This window comes from Denitraticella aggregata (assembly GCF_048158365.1).
GTDB lineage: Bacteria > Pseudomonadota > Gammaproteobacteria > Burkholderiales > Rhodocyclaceae > Azoarcus_F.
The window spans coordinates 224,332-240,584 of record NZ_JBLLNL010000005.1 but is presented as its reverse complement, the minus strand read 5'-3'; the positions used below and the strand labels follow the sequence as shown (position 1 = coordinate 240,584).

Sequence of the window (16,253 nt, the reverse complement as noted above, 5' to 3'; positions counted from 1 at the left end):
TGGCAGCACATATCCACACCCGCAATCTGCAGAGGAATGCCGTGAGACCCGGAGCGATCCAGATCATCAAGGACGAACATCTTGCCATCAGCGCCGTGCTTTATTCACTGCGTTATCTGGTCAAGGAGATGCGCAAGGGTGCCAGGCCCAATTTCCCGCTGCTGCGCGCCATCCTGGACTACATCGTGTCCTACCCGGATCGCTGGCACCATCCGAAGGAGGACAAGTACCTGTTCGCCGCGGTCAAGCGCCGTAGCCACGACGCCGACGACCTGATCGCGAAGCTCGAACGCGAGCATACGCTCGGATATCCGATGGTCGAGAACCTGACCAGGCATCTGGTCGCGTTCCAGAACGGTGACCCGGAAGCACGCGAGGCGTTCTTTTCCAGTGCGGAGCGCTACACCGAACTCGAGTGGGCACACCTGCGCACCGAGGAGGATGTGTTCCTGCCGATTGCCGAACGCTGTCTGACCGAGCAGGACTGGACCGACATTTACACCGCCTTCAGGGAGAATGACAATCCGCTGTTCGGCATCAAGCCCAAGGAAGAGGCCGAAACGCTCTACCAGCGCATTCTCGCGCTGGCACCCGCGCCGATCGGATTCGGCAGCTCAGCCAACTGATCGCGTCGGCTGCGGGTCACGCCGTCGCGCCTGCCGCCGCCGCAGCCACAAGGGCAGCATCAGCAGCGCGATGAGGATCTCGATCGCCGCGATCACGATGAACACCGGCAGATAGGGGTCGAGTGCCGCCGAGCGGAAGCCCGCAACCAGCGTGCCGGCGATCAGCGGTCCGAGCGCGAAGCCCAGCGAACCCGCCATGTTGAATCCGGCGAGGGTGCTCGCGCGCTGACCGGGGCCGGCCAGTTCGACCGTCAGCACCAGGCAGGGTGCATACATCAGCGCGGCAACCAGGCCGCCCGCCGCCATCACCCACACGATCCGGTCGGCGGTCGCATAGCCCAGCGCGGCCAGAAACACCCCGTAGAGCAGGCTGCCCACGATCATCATGCCCAGCCGATCCCAGCGCCGGCTCAACGCCCCGGCCGGCCAGGTCAGCAGCGAGAAAGGGATCAGGAAAGCGGCCATCACCAGCCCGATCCGGGGTGGGGAAAAGTCGAGTACGGTGGCCAGGTACAGCGAAAACGTGGACACGATGAAGCCGACCGTCAGCCGATCGACGAAAGCGAACACATAGGGCACCGCGAGCATGCGATTGCCGGTCAGCGCCCGCAGCAGTTCAGCGGGTTGTTTGCGTTCGCTCTGAGTCGGTGCATCGCGCAGCATCAATGGCACAGCGACCGCCAGCGCGAGCATCAGTGCGCCGCCCAGTTGCGGCACCAGCAGCGCAGAGTTCCCGCCCAGCCAGCCTCCCAGCGGGGCACCGACCGCGACCCCCAGACTGACCGCTGCGCCGACGCCACCCATGGTCGCACCGAGCCCCTCGCGTCGGGCGTGATCCGCTCCGAGCGTCATCAGCAGCGACAGCGACGTCATGTGGGCGCAGCCTTCGATGAAACGCCACATCAGCAGCACTTCATAGCGCCAGTCGCCGGTGATCATCAGCAGGCTCAAGCCGTTCAGTGCGAATGCGGCCGCGATCAGCGGGACGCGACGACCCAGGCTGTCCGACAGCAGTCCGGCCAGCGGCGCAGCCAGGATCGCACCGATCATGTTCACGGACATGAACAGGTGACGCGCAAGATCCCCTGCTTCCGGGTACCGGTCGACCGTGAGCCCGGACAGCACCGGCACCATGCCCGTAACCGGCAACATCAGCAGGAAGATGACTGCGACGACCGGCAGAACCGTCATCCGCACGACACCTTCCAACGTGAAAGCAGGTCCGCATAGCGGCGCACGCAGGTCGTCCAACCGCACATCAGGCGGGCACCCCGAACACAGCACTACGATATGTTGCGCTGCAACAAAACATCCTTGACTTCCAGTTCTGCTGCTCTACAATGCAATTGTGCACTGCGTCATTAAAGGCCTTCGAAGGTGGCGTCAGTCAATCGCAACGTTCATTCATCCAAGGAGAACCACCATGATCGCAACCCCACAGAACCTGTCCGCCGCCCACAAATCTGCAACCGAATCCGCGTTGAACGCCGCCCGGACCACGTTCGACGCGTCCGAGCGCCTGATCGCACTCAACCTTAACACCGCCCGTGCCGTGCTTGAAGACGGTAGCGCGATCGTACGCCAGGTGCTGGCTGCCAAACGCCCGGAAGAACTGCTCAGCCTTCAGGCCGCCTTCGTCAAGCCCCTCGCCGAGAAGGCACTCGCCTACCATCGCAACTGCTATGAGATCCTGGCGCAGGGGGTCGAGGACGCGGTCAAGCCGTTCGAAGTCCAGTTTGCCGAGATGAACAAGGTGCTTGCGACCGAAATCGAGAAGATCGCGGCGGCGGCCCCGGTCGGATCCGACGCCGCGCTGGCCGCGGTGAAGACCAGCATCGCCGCTGCAAACTCCACCTATGACCAGGTCAGCAAGGCCAGTCGTCAGGTGGTCGAGATCGCCGAAACCAACCTGACTGCCGCGACCGACGCCGCGGTGAAGGCGGTCGGCCGTTCCGTGGCGCCGGTGACCCGCAGCAAGAAAACTGCCTGAACACCGGCTTCACCAGCAGCAGGGCCCGGCGACGCGCGTCGCCGGGCCCTGCTGCCTTTGGCGCCGACAAGTTTGCGGAACCTCGTCCGCCCGTAGCACGTCACAACCATCGTGATCATCCTTGTTTTGCCCGGTCCTGCAGGCGCCGCCAGATGAGCGGGTCCGCCGGTTCCGGCTCATGGGGGGAACATGACTGCAAGGCCCGCGAGAGTACTCATCATGCTGGCGTCCGCCGGGCTCCTGATGTCCTGCCTGACGACCGATCCCGACACCGGTATCTTCAGGCTGGGCGACCACCGGGACGCCGCGCTGAACTGCACGCTTCCGGTCGGTTGGTCGGTGCCTGGCGGCGAAACACTGGACGAGGGCACGTTCCTCGACCGGATCGCACGGGGCTCCGCGGTGCTGCTCGGCGAGCGCCATGACGAGCTCAGCCACCATCGCTGGCAGCTGGACACGTTGCGGGCGCTTCATCAGCGGCGACCGGACATCATTCTGGGGCTCGAGATGTTTCCGCGCCGGGTCCAGGGGGTGCTGGACGCCTGGTCGCGCGGCGAGCTCAGCGAAGAGGCGTTTCTCGAACACAGTGACTGGGCCGAAGTGTGGCGCCTCGATCCGGAGCTGTACATGGACATCTTCCGCTACGCCCGCGATCAGCGGATCCCGATGCGGGCGCTCAACGTCGAGTCCAGCTTCACCCGTTCGGTCAGCAAATCGGGCTTCGATGCGACGCCGGTCTCGCAGCGCGAAGGGGTGACCCGCCCGGCGGAACCGAGCCCGAAGTACGCCCAATGGCTGGGCCAGATCTACGATATGCACACGCCCAGCCGGCACCGGGGCGGTTCGGCCGGTGCAGGCGAAGGTCTGAGATTCTTCATCGAGGCTCAGCTCGTCTGGGACCGCTCGATGGCCCAGGGCATCCATCAAGCGCTGACCGAGCGACCGGACGCGCTGGTGGTCGGGCTGATAGGCAGCGGACACCTGCAGCACGGGTATGGTGTGCCGCGACAACTCGACGATCTGGGTATCGGCAGCCACGCGATCCTGCTGCCGTGGGATGGCAACCTGAGCTGCGCACAGCTCGTGGCCGGGCTTGCCGACGCGGTCTACAACGTCGAGAATCCACTGCCGCGCCCAGCCACACCGGTCAGTTGAGCATGCCGTTCGTCTTGGTCGCCGAAAGGACCTCTGTTACCGGTCCCTGCGCCTCCCGCATGCCGCGGCATCGCACTGCGTGGGTCGTCGCGATCGCAAGGCTGTGGATCGCACTGATCGTCTGGCCCGCGATAGCCATGGCCTCATCTGCAGCGGAAGCGGGCGATGAGCCGGTCAGCTATACGATGACCATCACACTGGACCCGGAAGGCCGGACCCTGAGCGGAACGGCCGAGATCCGGGTCCCCCGTGTCCAGGGCTTCGACCTGCTGCTCGGCCCCGGTTTCGATCTTGCCGACCTGCGCGTGAACGACACGCCGACACGCACCCGGCCCGTGACCGAGGGTCGCGTCAAGCGCTGGCGTATCCCCGCCGGCGCTCCGGAACGCGTGCTCACGCTGCGCTGGCACGGCCAGTTGTCCCCGCTGCCGCGCAACCTGAGCCACCAGGACACGCTCGGCTGGCGCGCCCCGACTGCCGATCCCGACGGAAGCTATCTACCCGCGTCGAGTCTGTGGTATCCGGTCGTCGCGTTCGACGGCAAAATCGCGCCGCATCGCTACGTTGCCACACTCGACCTGCCGCAGGGCCAGCGTGCGCTGGTGGCCGGCACACTCGTGCGAGAGAGCGACGAGAGCGGCCGTAATGTGGCCTTGTACCGCTTCGAGCAACCCTCGCGCGGCGTCGACCTGATCGCCGGCCCCTACCGCTCGTCACGCCGGACCGTCCAGTCGGTGGACGGCCGGGACATCAACTTGCGCACGCTGTTCCATGCCGAGATCGACGAGCTGTCGTCCGGTTACCTCGACGCGATCGCCGGCTACCTCGCCCTTTACGAGAGCTGGATCGGGCCTTATCCGTATGAGACGTTCTCGGTCGTCTCCAGCCCGACGCCGACCGGCCTGGGCATGCCGACCTTCACCTACCTCGGAATCCAGGTTCTGGCGCTGCCCTTCATCCGCGCCACGTCGCTCGGCCACGAGGTCCTGCACAACTGGTGGGGCAACGGCGTCTTCCCCGACTACGAGGCCGGAAACTGGAGCGAGGGCTTGACCACCTTCATGGCGGATTATCATTACGCGAAGGGGCAGGGCGCCGAGCGCGCTCGCGAGATGCGCCTGGGCTGGTTGCGCGAGTTGTCCGCGGTCCCGGACGGAGCGGCAACACCGCTGATCAGCTTCACTGCCCGCCACCACGGCGTCTCGCAGGCCGTCGGCTACAGCAAGGCGGCGATGCTGTTCGTGATGCTGCGCGACCGGATCGGCCAGGATGCATTCGATCGCGGCATTCGCCGCTTCTGGTCGGAACAGGCCTTCCGTATTGCGGCCTGGGATGCGTTGCGCACGGCGTTCGAAATCGAATCGGGTCAGGATCTCAACCGATTCTTCGACCAGTGGCTCACCTGGCGGGGACTGCCGAGCGTCGCACTGCATGCTGCCCGAAACGTCGCCGACGGCGTCGAGATCACGTTGGCACAGGCGAGTCCGATCTACGATCTCGACGTGCCGGTGCGCATCGACCGCGCGGACGGCTTCGAAACCGTGTCGCTGCGCCTGGACCAGGCGTCTCGAACCTTTTTCGTTCCGGTATCCGCGTCCGCGACGAGGGTCCGCCTGGACCCGGATAGCCGCATGCTGCGCAGGATGGACGCATTCGAGGCCCCCCCGATACTGCGCGAATTGCAGTTCGCGTCCGAGTCCGGTCTGCTGGTGCTCGGCGACGATCCCGCGATTCGCGCGCACGCTCAGACCTTGTCCGCACGCATCCTCGAGTCGGCACCGCACCCGATCGACCCGCTGCAGCCGCCGCACGATCGCCCCCTGCTGGTGATCGGCAGCCAGCCGGCGATCGAGTGGTGGCTGACCCGTCACACGCTGCCGGCCGTACCCGCCGAGGTCGCGGACCGCGGTGATCTGAGGATGTGGACGATCCGCCTGGCCTCGGGCGCCCCGGTCGGGCTGATCGCGGCCGACAGCGCAGCGGCACTGGAGCAGGCCCTGCGCCCCCTGCCGCACTACCGCCAGCAGAGCTGGCTGGTCGTCGATGAAGGTCGCGTGCAATCGCGCGGCGTGTGGCCCGCGAATGTTCCAACGCTCGAACTCGACACACCCTGAAGAACCGTGGTGCTTGGCCGGCCGGACAGAGCGGCTGTCCGCGCGGCGACTCGGCCCGAACGCATGCAGCTGTTGGCGAGCGTAGCGCCCGCGATCCCTGCTGTCTGAGCGCGAAGCGCGAGTTCAGGGATCGCAGCGAAGCGAGCCCTACAGCGGCAGCGCGAGTGGCCGTCGGAGCCGCGCGGACAGCCGCTCTGCCCGGCCGGCGGTTTCATCCTTCATGCGAAGCCGGGAGCCACTGATTGGCCACGTCGGATCGAGGTTAGAATCCGCGTTTGAAAAGCAGAGCCATCGCCGATGTCCCGCCCCCTGAAAGCTCCCGAACTCCTCGCGCCCGCCGGCTCGCTCGAGATGATGCACACCGCCTTCGCCTACGGCGCGGACGCGGTCTATGCCGGCCAGCCGCGCTATTCGCTGCGCGTGCGCAACAACAGCTTCGGACGCCTCGACGTACTCGCACAGGGCGTCGCCGACGCCCATGCAGCCGGCAAGGGCTTCTTCCTCGTGAACAACATCTACCCGCACAACACCAAGGTGAAGAGCTTCATCGAGGACATCGAACCAGTGATCGGACTCGGGCCGGATGCGCTGATCATGGCCGATCCCGGCCTGATGATGATGGTCCGCGAACGCTGGCCCGAGATGGACATCCACCTGTCGGTACAGGCCAATACCACCAATTATGCGGCGGTGAAGTTCTGGCGGTCGATGGGGGTGAAGCGCATCATCCTGTCGCGCGAGCTGTCGCTGGACGAGGTCGCGGAGATCCGCCAGGAGTGTCCCGACATCGAAATCGAGGTCTTCGTCCATGGTGCGCTGTGCATCGCGTACTCGGGGCGCTGCCTGTTGTCGGGCTATTTCAATCACCGCGACCCGAACCAGGGCAGTTGCACCAACTCCTGCCGCTGGGATTACAAGATCCACGCCGGCGACGAGGACGGATCCGGCGACGTGTATGCGCAGCGGGCAGCGGACCCAAGTACGACGCCCGCCGCGTTGGGCGGCGGTCCGCGCCACGAGGACGGCGCCAGGGTATGGCTGCTCGAGGAGGCGACGCGTCCGGGCGAGCTGATGCCGATCGAGGAGGACGAGCACGGCACCTACATCCTCAACTCCAAGGACCTGCGCGCGATCGAACATGTGAGCCGCCTGGTCGACATCGGGGTGGATTCGCTGAAGATCGAAGGGCGCACCAAGAGCCCTTACTATGCCGCGCGCGCCTGCCAGGGTTACCGGCGCGCGATCGACGACGCGGTGGCCGGCCGCCCCTTCGACGCCGGTCTGCTGGGAGAGCTGGAGGGCCTGGCCAACCGTGGCTATACCGACGGCTTCTATCAGCGCCATCACACTCCAGCCCATCAGAACTACATGCGCGGACATTCGGAGTCCGGACGCAGTCTGCTGGTCGGAGAAATGCTCGGCTTTGATCCGGCGCGCGGCCTGGCCGAGATCGAGGTCAAGAACCGCTTCGCGACCGGCGACCGGCTCGAGTTCGTGCAACCGGGTCGCAACCTTCAGATGCAGGTCACCCGCATCGAGAACGCCGATGGCAGGACGCTCGACGTCGTCCCGGGCAGTGGACGACGCGTATGGCTGCCGCTGCCGCCCGACGCGAACCCCGGCATGCCCTGCTATATCAGTCGGTTTCTGTGATGTCGTCGTTGCCCTTACGTCGGCGGAACAGCGACCTGCGGTCGCTCCAAAGCATCATGCTCGCCAGCACCAGCACCGCACCGAAAAAGGTGAAGATCAGCGAGGGAAACGCCATTGCGAACACCACCCAGCTGGTCGTTCGGTGCAACGTGGCCCGCTGCGGAGCATTGCCGTCCACCCACACCGTCGTGCGCGGGTTCTGCTGCAGCCCGGCAACGAGCGCATTGCTGCGACGGCGGCTTTCGAAGTTCTGCTGCGGGCTGAAGCGGGTCGACTCATACACCCGGCCGGCATGCACATAGGTATAACTCACCTGCACCCGGTTCAGCGGCAACGGCACGATCAGACGCACCGGCTCGATTTCCGCCCGCTCCACCTGCGCCGTCACCTCGATCCAGTTCCGGCTGGACAGTGCCTCGGCAAGCGGCATCAGCGTGAAACTGACCAGACCGACCAGACCCGCCGACATCAGCGCGACGCCGATCAGCGGCAACAGCAGCCGAGCCGCGATATCGATTGCGCGCAATCGCAGTGGAAGCGGTGGAGCGATACGTGCCATGAACGAGAACCGAACGTTTCAGAATCGAATGTTCTCATCTTAGCCCAAGGATGCGGCATCGGTCCCGATCGCCTCCCGCATTCACGCCCGACGAACAACGCGGAGCCTGTCCATGACGATGAAGCACGACCCTCAGCCGAGAATCGAACAGGTCCGCCTGCATGACGAGGCGCACGCAGCGGCACTGCTGGCCTTGCTCGACGACTATGCGCGCGATGTCATGGGCGGCGGCAAACCGCTGTCCGAAGACACGCGTCGGCATCTGATCGAACGACTTGCCGAACGCGCCGACTACGTGGGCTTCGTCGCCTTCGTCGGCGACGAGGCGGCCGGCCTGATCAACTGCTTCGAGGGTTTTTCGACCTTCGCAGCGCGGCCGCTGCTCAATGTGCACGACATCGCGGTGCGCGGCAAGCATCGGGGTCGCGGCATCGGCACCGCGCTGCTGGCTGCGGCCGAACAGGTGGCCCGGGAACGGAATTGCTGCAAGATGACGCTCGAAGTGCTGTCGAACAACCACGGCGCGATCGCCACCTATCGCCGCGCCGAGTTTGCGCCGTATCAGCTCGACCCGTCGGCGGGGCAGGCACTGCTGATGCAGAAATGGCTTTGAGAATCACGCGCCGACGCTTCTACGCTATAATGCAACCTTTTGTTTTACATACATTTAGGATTCAAATTGCTCGTCGCAGCCAACATCACCATGCAGTTCGGGGCCAAGCCCCTGTTCGAGAACGTCTCCGTCAAGTTCGGCGACAGTAACCGCTACGGCCTGATCGGCGCCAACGGCGCCGGCAAGTCCACGTTCATGAAGATCCTGTGCGGCCAGCTCGAGGCCAGCGCCGGCAACGTATCCAAGGATCCGAACGAGCGCATGGCCTACCTGCGCCAGGACCAGTTCGGTTACGAGGACATGCGCGTACTGGACGTGGTCATGATGGGCCACAGCGAGATGTGGGCCTGCATGCAGGAAAAGGATGCGATCTACGCCAACCCGGAAGCGAGCGAGGACGACTACATGCACGCGGCCGAACTGGAAGGCAAGTTCGCCGAGTACGACGGCTATACCGCCGAGTCGCGCGCCGGCGAACTGCTGCTCGGCGTGGGGATCGCCACCGAACTGCACGACGGGCCGATGAAGAACGTCTCGCCCGGCTGGAAGCTGCGGGTGCTGCTGTGCCAGGCGCTGTTCGCCAATCCGGACATCCTGCTGCTCGACGAACCGACCAACAACCTGGACATCAACACCATCCGCTGGCTCGAGAACGTGCTCAACGAGCGCGACTCGACGATGGTCATCATCTCGCACGACCGCCACTTCCTGAACCAGGTGTGCACCCACATGGCCGACCTGGATTACGGCACCATCACCGTGTACGCGGGCAATTACGACGACTACATGGAGGCGTCGACGCTGGCGCGCCAGCGCCAGTCCGCCGCGAACGCGCGCGCCAAGGAGAAGATCCAGGATCTGCAGGAGTTCGTGCGCCGCTTCTCGGCCAACAAGTCCAAGGCCAAGCAGGCCACCAGCCGCATGAAGCTGATCGACAAGCTCAAGCCCGAGGACGTCAAGCCGTCGAGCCGGCAGTATCCGTGGATCCGTTTCGACTACGACGACAAGGACAAGCTACACCGTCTGGCCTGCGAGGTGGAAAACATCTCCTTCGCCTACGACGGCATGGACAAACCGGTGATCGACCGCTTTTCGATCGCGATCGAGGCCGGCGAGAAGGTCGCGATCATCGGCGAGAACGGCGTCGGCAAGACCACGCTGATGAAGCTGCTGCTCGGCCCGCAACTCGGCGGCCTGAAACCGCAGAAGGGTGCGATCAAATGGGCCGAGAAGGCCAGACCGGGTTACTACGCGCAGGACCATTCGGCCCAATTCTCGGGTGACGAACGCCTCACCGACTGGATCGCCGAATACGCGCGCGTGACCGCGGCCGCCACCGGCGAAGACCTTGAGACACTGATCCGCGGCACGCTGGGCCGCCTGCTCTTCTCCGGCGACGAGGTCAGAAAGGCGGTGAACGTGATCTCAGGCGGCGAACAGGGGCGGATGCTGTTCGGCAAGCTGATGCTGTCGCGCCCCAACGTGCTGCTGATGGACGAGCCGACCAACCACCTGGACATGGAGTCGATCGAGTCGCTGAACGCCGGTCTCGAGAAATTTCCCGGCACGTTACTATTCATCTCGCACGACCGCGAGTTCGTGTCTTCACTGGCGAACCGGATCATCGAGATCCGGCTCGATGGCAGCATCACCGACTACCGCGGCAGCTACGAGGAGTATCTCGCCAGCCAGGGCCTGGACTGACCCATCGTCTCGATCTCTGCAGTCGAATTGCTGAAGACCTTCCTGGTGAGAACGCAGCACACCGACGCTGAGATCGGCTGGAAGATCGCGATCCACCTCACCTTCGTCATGTCGGGCCTGCTGTTCGCGATCTCCGACTGGATCAATGACAATCGAAAGCAACTCAAGTAGGTTCCGGATTCCGGCGACCCGCATCCGCCCCTGGACCGCTGCGGACAGCTAGCTCCAGAGCTCGCGCAGCGGCGTATCGGGCGAGAACCGATGCGCGACCTGCGCCTGCAGCAGCTCGGCCGATGCCAACGCATCGGTCAAGGCATGATGCGCCCGGTAGCGCGGCAGATGGTAGCGGTCGCGGCTGGCCGCGAGCCGGATCGACACCTGCGGCTTGTGCCCGAAAAGGCGTGCAATGAAACCCGGCTTGTTGTTGCGATGCAGGCGCGCCTCGAGTTCCATCGTGTCGATCACCGGAAAGACGATACCTTCGCCAATTCGGAGCCGCAGCGCGGCGTCGAGAAACTGGCGTTCGATCGAACGACAATGCACCACCATCACGTGGCCGGCCATGACGCCGAGGATTTCGCCGAAAATATCGGCAAGATCGGGCGCATCGGCAACCTGCGAATCGGTGATGCCATGGATCGTGACTGATTTCTCGCCCAATGGCACCCGCGGCCGGACGATCCAGTGGCGGGACGCGCTCGCGCGAATCGACGCCAGGCTCATCGGTACCAGGCCGATGCTGACGATCCCGTCGCGCAACGGGTCCAGACCGGTCGTCTCGATGTCGAATGCCAACAAAGGCACATGGGCGACAGGCATGTCACCCGACGCGCAGCCCGCCGCATAAAAGGCCTGTAGGCGTGGATCTCGCGCCCGCGTCGCAAGATCGCGCAAACGCTCCGGCCAGTCCGGAAGTTGATCCGGTTCGTTCGGCCGTCGATCGGTGCGGAGCGATCCCAGATGCAGCATGGCCTCGGCCTCAGTTCGCCCGTCCAGGCTGATAGCGGTACTTCAGGAACTTCTGTGCGTTGCTCAGAATCGTGAACGCGTCGCGCAGGCTCTTCCGTTCGAATTCGGACAGCTTGTCCGGCTCGATGCTGTTGTCCGGCTCCAGCCCGGCAGTCAGCGCCGCAGACTGGTTGCGTACCCGAACGATGGAGATGAACTCGAGCGCGTCGAGCAGATCCTGGCCGCGCCCGAGCGGCAGGATCTGTGCGTCGATGATCGCGCGCAATCGCTCGAAGCTGTTGATCGCCTCCGAGCCGATCGCCAGCGCATGGACGCGCACCAGATCGGCCAGAGGGGCAGTGCCACGTCGCTTCAGGTTGATCGCCCGGGAGTGGCGGCCATCCGACTCCACGACGAAATCCTTGAAGAACCCCAGCGGCGGCGTACGCAGCAGCGCATTGCGCGCCATGCATGCGATGAAGCGAGAGCTGCCCTTGGCCTTGCGCGCGACCGCGCGGCGCAGCGCGTCGGCCCACTCGGTCTCTCCCCAGACACCATCGAGGTCGAAGAAAATGCCGGCATCGAGCAGGGACTGGGGTGTCGGCTTGTCTATCCATTCGCCGAAATAGCCTTGCCAGACACGAAGCGGCTGGCGCCACTTCGGATTGGTCGCCATCACACCACCGGTGCAGTAGCTGTAACCACATCGCGCCAGCCCGTCGCAGACGAAGCGTGCCAGCGCCTCGAAGTACGCATCATGCCTGGTCGGATCGAAGCGATCGTGCAGCACCAGCGCATTATCCTGATCGGTGACGATGAGCTGCTCCTCTCGCGCCATCGAGCCGAGCGCAACAAAACAGTAGGGGACCGGAGGCGGACCCAGCTTTTCCTCGGCCAGTTCAAGCAGCCGCTGCTTGAAGCTGCGTCCGATCGCCGCCATCGCAGCACCGACCATGCGCGAATTGGCGTCCTCGGTGACCATGCGGATGAAGCACGCGTGGATTTCAGGTAAAAGTGCAGCCAGTTCGTCGACCGTGTGCTGGCGGAAGATGCTGCCGACGACGAACAGGCTGTTTCGCGACTCGTACTGGACCAGATTCGACAGCGCAATCACGCCGAGCGGGCGCTGATGCCGCATGACCGGCAGGTGGTGCACGTTGTGACGCAGCATCAGCATCATCGCCTCGAACACGAGTTGATTGTGCTCGACCGTGACCAGTCCGGACGACATGATTTCGCGTACCGGCGTGTCGTAGGCAAGACCGGGAGCGATCAGCCGCGTGCGCAGGTCGCGGTCGGTGACGATGCCGACCACGCCGGGCAGGTCGCCGGGCGCGGCGTCCTGGTCGAGCACGATCAGCGACGAGACCCCTTCCGAGTTCATACGCCTGGCGGCGTCGCGTGCGGTCGCGGACACCTCGATGGTGACCGCCTCGCGCTGCACCAGCGTATCGATGGTCGCCGACATCAGCTGGTTGGCATCTTCGCGCCGCGACACCACCTGCCGCAGGCGGGTACGGTCCTCGATCTCGACCAGATCCGCAAATGCCTCGTTGTTCTCGAAAACGGCGGTGAAGACCGGCTCGGGAATCAGATAGACGAGGGTATCCTCCAGCGCCACTGCGGGGAACCGTACGCGTTTGTTCCGCAGCAGACCGAACTCGCCGAAATAGCCGCCCTCGGTGAGCCGGTTGTACAGCGTGCCGTTGCGCCGGAACACCTCGACCGCGCCGCTTCGCACCACATGCCAGAACTCGGCGGCCTGGTCGAACGCCAGAATCGGCGTGCCGGCCTTGTAGTAGCGAACGTCTATCGAGGTCGCGACACGGTGCAGGCTCTCTTCGTCGAGCACCGTAAACGGCGGATGCATCCGCAGGAAGTCGAGTATTTCGAGTTGTTCGTCCTGCATGTCCGGCTTCGCCCGAAGTGATCGTCCGTCACCCGCCGGGGGGCACGATCGCGTCGCGCGCCCCCCGGCCATGTCCTCGTCCCACCCTCAGGAGCCGCGCGGCTCCGTGGCCAACCCCTTGATCACCGCCACCGTGGAGGCCAGCAGCACGAGCGTGAATGGCAGGCCGGTCGAGACCGCCATGGCCTGCAGCGCCACCAGGCCTCCGCCGAGGATCAGCGCGATCGCGACCAGACCCTCGAAAACGCACCAGAACACCCGCTGCGGCATCGGTGCATCCACCTTGCCGCCTGCGGAGATGACATCGATCACCAGCGAACCGGAATCGGAAGACGTGACGAAGAAGACCACCACCAGCACGATGGCCACAAAAGACGTGATCTGTGCCAGCGGCAGCGCGTCCAGCATGGCAAAGAGCTGCAGCGGCAGCGCGGCCTCAGCCGCCGCGGTATAACCATCCTTCACCAGTTGGCTGATCGCGGTCTCGCCGAACACCGTCATCCAGAGCACACAGGCCAGCGACGGGATGATCAACACCGACACGATGAATTCACGCACGGTGCGCCCGCGCGACACGCGCGCGATGAACATCCCGACGAAGGGCGACCACGAGATCCACCATGCCCAGTAGAATGCAGTCCAGCCCGCGGCGAAGTTGGCGTCATCGCGCCCGACCGGATTCGACAGCGCCGGCAGGTTCTGCACATAGGCCGCGAGATTGGACAAGAACCCGGTAGCGATGGCGAGCGTCGGACCGACGATGATGACGAACAGCAGCAACACGACGGCCAGGATCATGTTGATCTCGGACAGCCTCTTGACACCGGCTTCCAGGCCGGCCACGACCGATATCAGAGCGATCGCGGTGATGCCGGTCACGAGCACCACCTGGGTGGTGGTCCCGAGTGGCACGCCGAACAGATAGTTCAGGCCGGAGCTTGCCTGCGAGGCCCCCAGGCCGAGTGACGTCGCCAGCCCGAACAGCGTCGCGAAGACCGCCAGAATGTCGATGACATGTCCCGGCCAACCCCACACCCGCTCGCCGAGCAGCGGATAGAAGACTGAACGGATGGTCAGCGGCAGGCCCTTGTTGAACGAGAACAGGGCCAGACCCAGCGCCAGAATCGCGTAGATCGCCCACGGATGCAATGCCCAGTGGAAGATGGTCGCCGCCATGCCCAGGCGCAGCGCGGCTTCGGCGTCGTCCGCAGCGGCCCCCAGCGGTGCCCAGTCGGTGCGCACGCCATTCTCGATCGAGGTACCCCCGAACGCACTGCCGAAATGGGAGAGCGGCTCCGACACCCCGAAGAACATCAGGCCGATGCCCATTCCGGCCGCGAACAGCATCGAGAACCAGCCCAGGTAGGAGAAATCCGGCGTCGCCTTGGTGCCCCCGATGCGCACCTTTCCGAGCGGCGACACCGCCAGTCCGACGCACACGAGCACGAAGACGTTGCCCGCAGCGATGAAGAACCAGTCCAGGTTGGTCGTGAGCCATCCCCTGAGGCCGGCAAACAGCGGTTCGACCTGATCGTGGAAGATCACCGTAAGCAGCACGAACGCGATCACCGTCAGACCGGATATCGCAAAGACACGGTTGTGAATATCGAGCCCGAGCGGTCCGATATTGACGACGACGTTGTCCTGGCCGATCTGATAGTCGGTATCGATCGGCGTGACGTCGCCATCCGGGATCATCAGATCCTGCTTTTCCGCCATCCTGTTGTCCTCCTCTGCTGTAGCCGAATCACTTCGTGCGCCTGCCTGGCCTGCCACGCAACGGCCGCTTCCGGCCGTTCGCCGGCAGGCGCGCTTTTTTTAGGGTAGCACGCACCGGCGACATGCTTCGACGACGGGATGCGCACGGGCATGTCCGACCGCCTCACGGGCGCTTTCATCGTCACAGGCTTGACAAGCCGGACACTGGCATTAGTGTGAACATCGTGCAGCGCATCACCCACGGTCGACGCAGCTTGCATCGACGTCCATTTGGCCACTTGTCATGAACCGCTTCGACGGGCCGCACGACCTGTCTGAAAACACCGGAGAGCCCAAAATGTTCAAGGACTACAAGGCGATGTTCAAGAGCCTGCGTGAAGTGCAGGAGAAGCTGTGGAACGATTCGTTGGCACAGGTGCCCGGTGCGATGGTGCCGACCGGAGTGGATGAGTGGCAGCAGAAGACGCTGGAGAGTTTCAACGCGTGGGCCGGTCAGGCTGTCTCCCAGTCGCTGGAGTTGCAACGCGCATGGCTGACGCAATGGGCCGAGCGTGCCAACGGCAAGGACCTGAAGCCCAAGGGTTTCGCGGCGCTCAATGCCGAAGCTCACCGCTCCGCCAGCAACTGGCTGGACAACCAGCAGCGGCTTTGGAATCAGTGGGCGCAGTTGCTCAGGGACAGCGGCGGTGCCACTGGAATGCCGAATCTTGGCGAGGTCGAGAATGCGTTCCGGGATGCGATGCAGCGCCAGATGGCGCTGCTGGAAGACTGGTCACGGATGACGAACATGGAATCGATGAAGCTGAAGGAATTCGACAAGCTTTCGGAGCAGATCGTGAAGACCATGCAGCGGTCGATCGAGACCCATCAACGCCTGTGGAGCCTTTGGCTCGGTAATCTGCCGGTCGAACCGGCCTCGGTCGCGCAGTCTGCGGCACCGGCGGGAACGTCGGCGAAGAAGCCTGGGCCCGGCAAGGTTGCGGCGCCGGCACCCACGGCGGCACCCTCGGACGACGACCTGAAGCGGATTTCGGGCATCGGTCCAGGCCTGGAAGCCAAGCTGAAGGCCCGGGGACTGACCAGCTTCGCGCAGATCGCGGCGCTCACCGATGCGGATATCGCCGAACTGGAGAAGACCGTGATCCGCTTCCCTGGACGCATCAAGCGAGACAACTGGGTCGAACAGGCCCGCGCCCTCATCGGCTGAGCGACGCGCGGCCGATACGCCGCATGCCTCCGGCCCCGGCGACTCGGCTAGAATTG

Annotated in this window: 14 protein-coding genes; 9 read left to right on the top strand and 5 right to left on the bottom strand. The window is 64.5% G+C overall.

Going from position 1 to position 16,253, the window contains the following annotated elements; genetic code table 11:
• The coding region (locus ACKVEX_RS08825) for a hemerythrin domain-containing protein (protein ID WP_473215345.1) at positions 1-626 on the top strand (626 nt) is incomplete at its 5' end.
• On the opposite strand, the gene ACKVEX_RS08820 is transcribed toward ACKVEX_RS08825, so the two are convergent.
• The gene (locus ACKVEX_RS08820; RefSeq protein WP_473215344.1) at positions 615-1,817 is read right to left on the bottom strand and encodes an MFS transporter; all 1,203 of its coding nucleotides are present in this window, start codon (positions 1,815-1,817) and stop codon (positions 615-617) included. The two genes, ACKVEX_RS08825 and ACKVEX_RS08820, sit on opposite strands and share 12 nt — an antisense overlap.
• Positions 1,818-2,049: 232 nt before the next feature.
• Here ACKVEX_RS08820 and ACKVEX_RS08815 point away from each other — a divergent pair, with 232 nt between their 5' ends.
• The 4 genes from ACKVEX_RS08815 to trhP all read left to right on the top strand — a co-directional run bounded on the left by ACKVEX_RS08815 (position 2,050) and on the right by trhP (position 7,538).
• On the top strand, positions 2,050-2,616 hold the full coding sequence (locus ACKVEX_RS08815) for a phasin family protein (protein WP_473215343.1): 567 nt from the start codon (positions 2,050-2,052) through the stop codon (positions 2,614-2,616).
• A 189-nt stretch (positions 2,617-2,805) separates the two neighbouring features.
• Positions 2,806-3,771, top strand: coding sequence for a ChaN family lipoprotein (locus tag ACKVEX_RS08810; RefSeq protein WP_473215342.1), 966 nt, complete (start codon positions 2,806-2,808; stop codon positions 3,769-3,771).
• A 137-nt stretch (positions 3,772-3,908) separates the two neighbouring features.
• Entirely contained in the window at positions 3,909-5,885 is a 1,977-nt protein-coding gene (locus tag ACKVEX_RS08805) for a M1 family metallopeptidase (RefSeq protein ID WP_473215341.1), read from the top strand.
• Positions 5,886-6,182: 297 nt separating this feature from the next.
• Positions 6,183-7,538 carry a prephenate-dependent tRNA uridine(34) hydroxylase TrhP gene (gene trhP / locus ACKVEX_RS08800; protein ID WP_473215340.1) on the top strand — a complete coding sequence of 452 codons (1,356 nt, stop codon included), beginning with the start codon at positions 6,183-6,185 and terminating at the stop codon, positions 7,536-7,538.
• Here the strand turns inward: trhP and ACKVEX_RS08795 are convergent.
• Complete coding sequence (locus ACKVEX_RS08795; protein WP_473215339.1) at positions 7,522-8,097, bottom strand: DUF3592 domain-containing protein; 576 nt, start codon at positions 8,095-8,097, stop codon at positions 7,522-7,524. The genes trhP and ACKVEX_RS08795 overlap by 17 nt on opposite strands.
• Before the next feature lie 112 nt (positions 8,098-8,209).
• On the opposite strand from ACKVEX_RS08795, the gene ACKVEX_RS08790 reads away from it, so the two are divergent.
• The 3 genes from ACKVEX_RS08790 to ACKVEX_RS08780 all read left to right on the top strand — a co-directional run bounded on the left by ACKVEX_RS08790 (position 8,210) and on the right by ACKVEX_RS08780 (position 10,585).
• A complete protein-coding gene (locus ACKVEX_RS08790) occupies positions 8,210-8,710 on the top strand; it encodes a GNAT family N-acetyltransferase (protein WP_473215338.1) in 501 nt (166 codons plus the stop codon).
• Positions 8,711-8,776: 66 nt separating this feature from the next.
• On the top strand, positions 8,777-10,414 hold the full coding sequence (locus ACKVEX_RS08785; RefSeq protein ID WP_473215337.1) for an ABC-F family ATPase: 1,638 nt from the start codon (positions 8,777-8,779) through the stop codon (positions 10,412-10,414).
• Positions 10,415-10,441: 27 nt separating this feature from the next.
• Positions 10,442-10,585 (top strand): hypothetical protein, encoded by a 144-nt coding sequence (locus tag ACKVEX_RS08780; RefSeq protein ID WP_473215336.1) that lies wholly within the window; start codon positions 10,442-10,444, stop codon positions 10,583-10,585.
• A 48-nt stretch (positions 10,586-10,633) separates the two neighbouring features.
• On the opposite strand, the gene ACKVEX_RS08775 is transcribed toward ACKVEX_RS08780, so the two are convergent.
• The 3 genes from ACKVEX_RS08775 to ACKVEX_RS08765 form a co-directional block, all read right to left on the bottom strand.
• On the bottom strand, positions 10,634-11,383 hold the full coding sequence (locus tag ACKVEX_RS08775; RefSeq protein WP_473215335.1) for a 3'-5' exonuclease: 750 nt from the start codon (positions 11,381-11,383) through the stop codon (positions 10,634-10,636).
• 10 nt (positions 11,384-11,393) lie between these two features.
• Positions 11,394-13,271 carry a DUF294 nucleotidyltransferase-like domain-containing protein gene (locus tag ACKVEX_RS08770; protein WP_473215334.1) on the bottom strand — a complete coding sequence of 626 codons (1,878 nt, stop codon included), beginning with the start codon at positions 13,269-13,271 and terminating at the stop codon, positions 11,394-11,396.
• 87 nt (positions 13,272-13,358) lie between these two features.
• Entirely contained in the window at positions 13,359-14,990 is a 1,632-nt protein-coding gene (locus tag ACKVEX_RS08765) for a BCCT family transporter (RefSeq protein ID WP_473215333.1), read from the bottom strand.
• A 337-nt stretch (positions 14,991-15,327) separates the two neighbouring features.
• On the opposite strand from ACKVEX_RS08765, the gene ACKVEX_RS08760 reads away from it, so the two are divergent.
• Entirely contained in the window at positions 15,328-16,197 is an 870-nt protein-coding gene (locus ACKVEX_RS08760; protein WP_473215332.1) for a hypothetical protein, read from the top strand.
• Positions 16,198-16,253 lie beyond the last annotated feature (56 nt).

Bases quoted from the DNA above. Each gene is read 5' to 3' on its own strand.
- ACKVEX_RS08820 (WP_473215344.1), bottom strand. From the start codon at position 1,817: ATGACGGTTCTGCCGGTCGTCGCAGTCATCTTCCTGCTGATGTTGCCG.
- ACKVEX_RS08815 (WP_473215343.1), top strand. From the start codon at position 2,050: ATGATCGCAACCCCACAGAACCTGTCCGCCGCCCACAAATCTGCAACC.
- ACKVEX_RS08810 (WP_473215342.1), top strand. From the start codon at position 2,806: ATGACTGCAAGGCCCGCGAGAGTACTCATCATGCTGGCGTCCGCCGGG.
- ACKVEX_RS08805 (WP_473215341.1), top strand. From the start codon at position 3,909: ATGGCCTCATCTGCAGCGGAAGCGGGCGATGAGCCGGTCAGCTATACG.
- trhP (WP_473215340.1), top strand. From the start codon at position 6,183: ATGTCCCGCCCCCTGAAAGCTCCCGAACTCCTCGCGCCCGCCGGCTCG.
- ACKVEX_RS08795 (WP_473215339.1), bottom strand. From the start codon at position 8,097: ATGGCACGTATCGCTCCACCGCTTCCACTGCGATTGCGCGCAATCGAT.
- ACKVEX_RS08790 (WP_473215338.1), top strand. From the start codon at position 8,210: ATGACGATGAAGCACGACCCTCAGCCGAGAATCGAACAGGTCCGCCTG.
- ACKVEX_RS08775 (WP_473215335.1), bottom strand. From the start codon at position 11,383: ATGCTGCATCTGGGATCGCTCCGCACCGATCGACGGCCGAACGAACCG.
- ACKVEX_RS08770 (WP_473215334.1), bottom strand. From the start codon at position 13,271: ATGCAGGACGAACAACTCGAAATACTCGACTTCCTGCGGATGCATCCG.
- ACKVEX_RS08765 (WP_473215333.1), bottom strand. From the start codon at position 14,990: ATGGCGGAAAAGCAGGATCTGATGATCCCGGATGGCGACGTCACGCCG.
- ACKVEX_RS08760 (WP_473215332.1), top strand. From the start codon at position 15,328: ATGTTCAAGGACTACAAGGCGATGTTCAAGAGCCTGCGTGAAGTGCAG.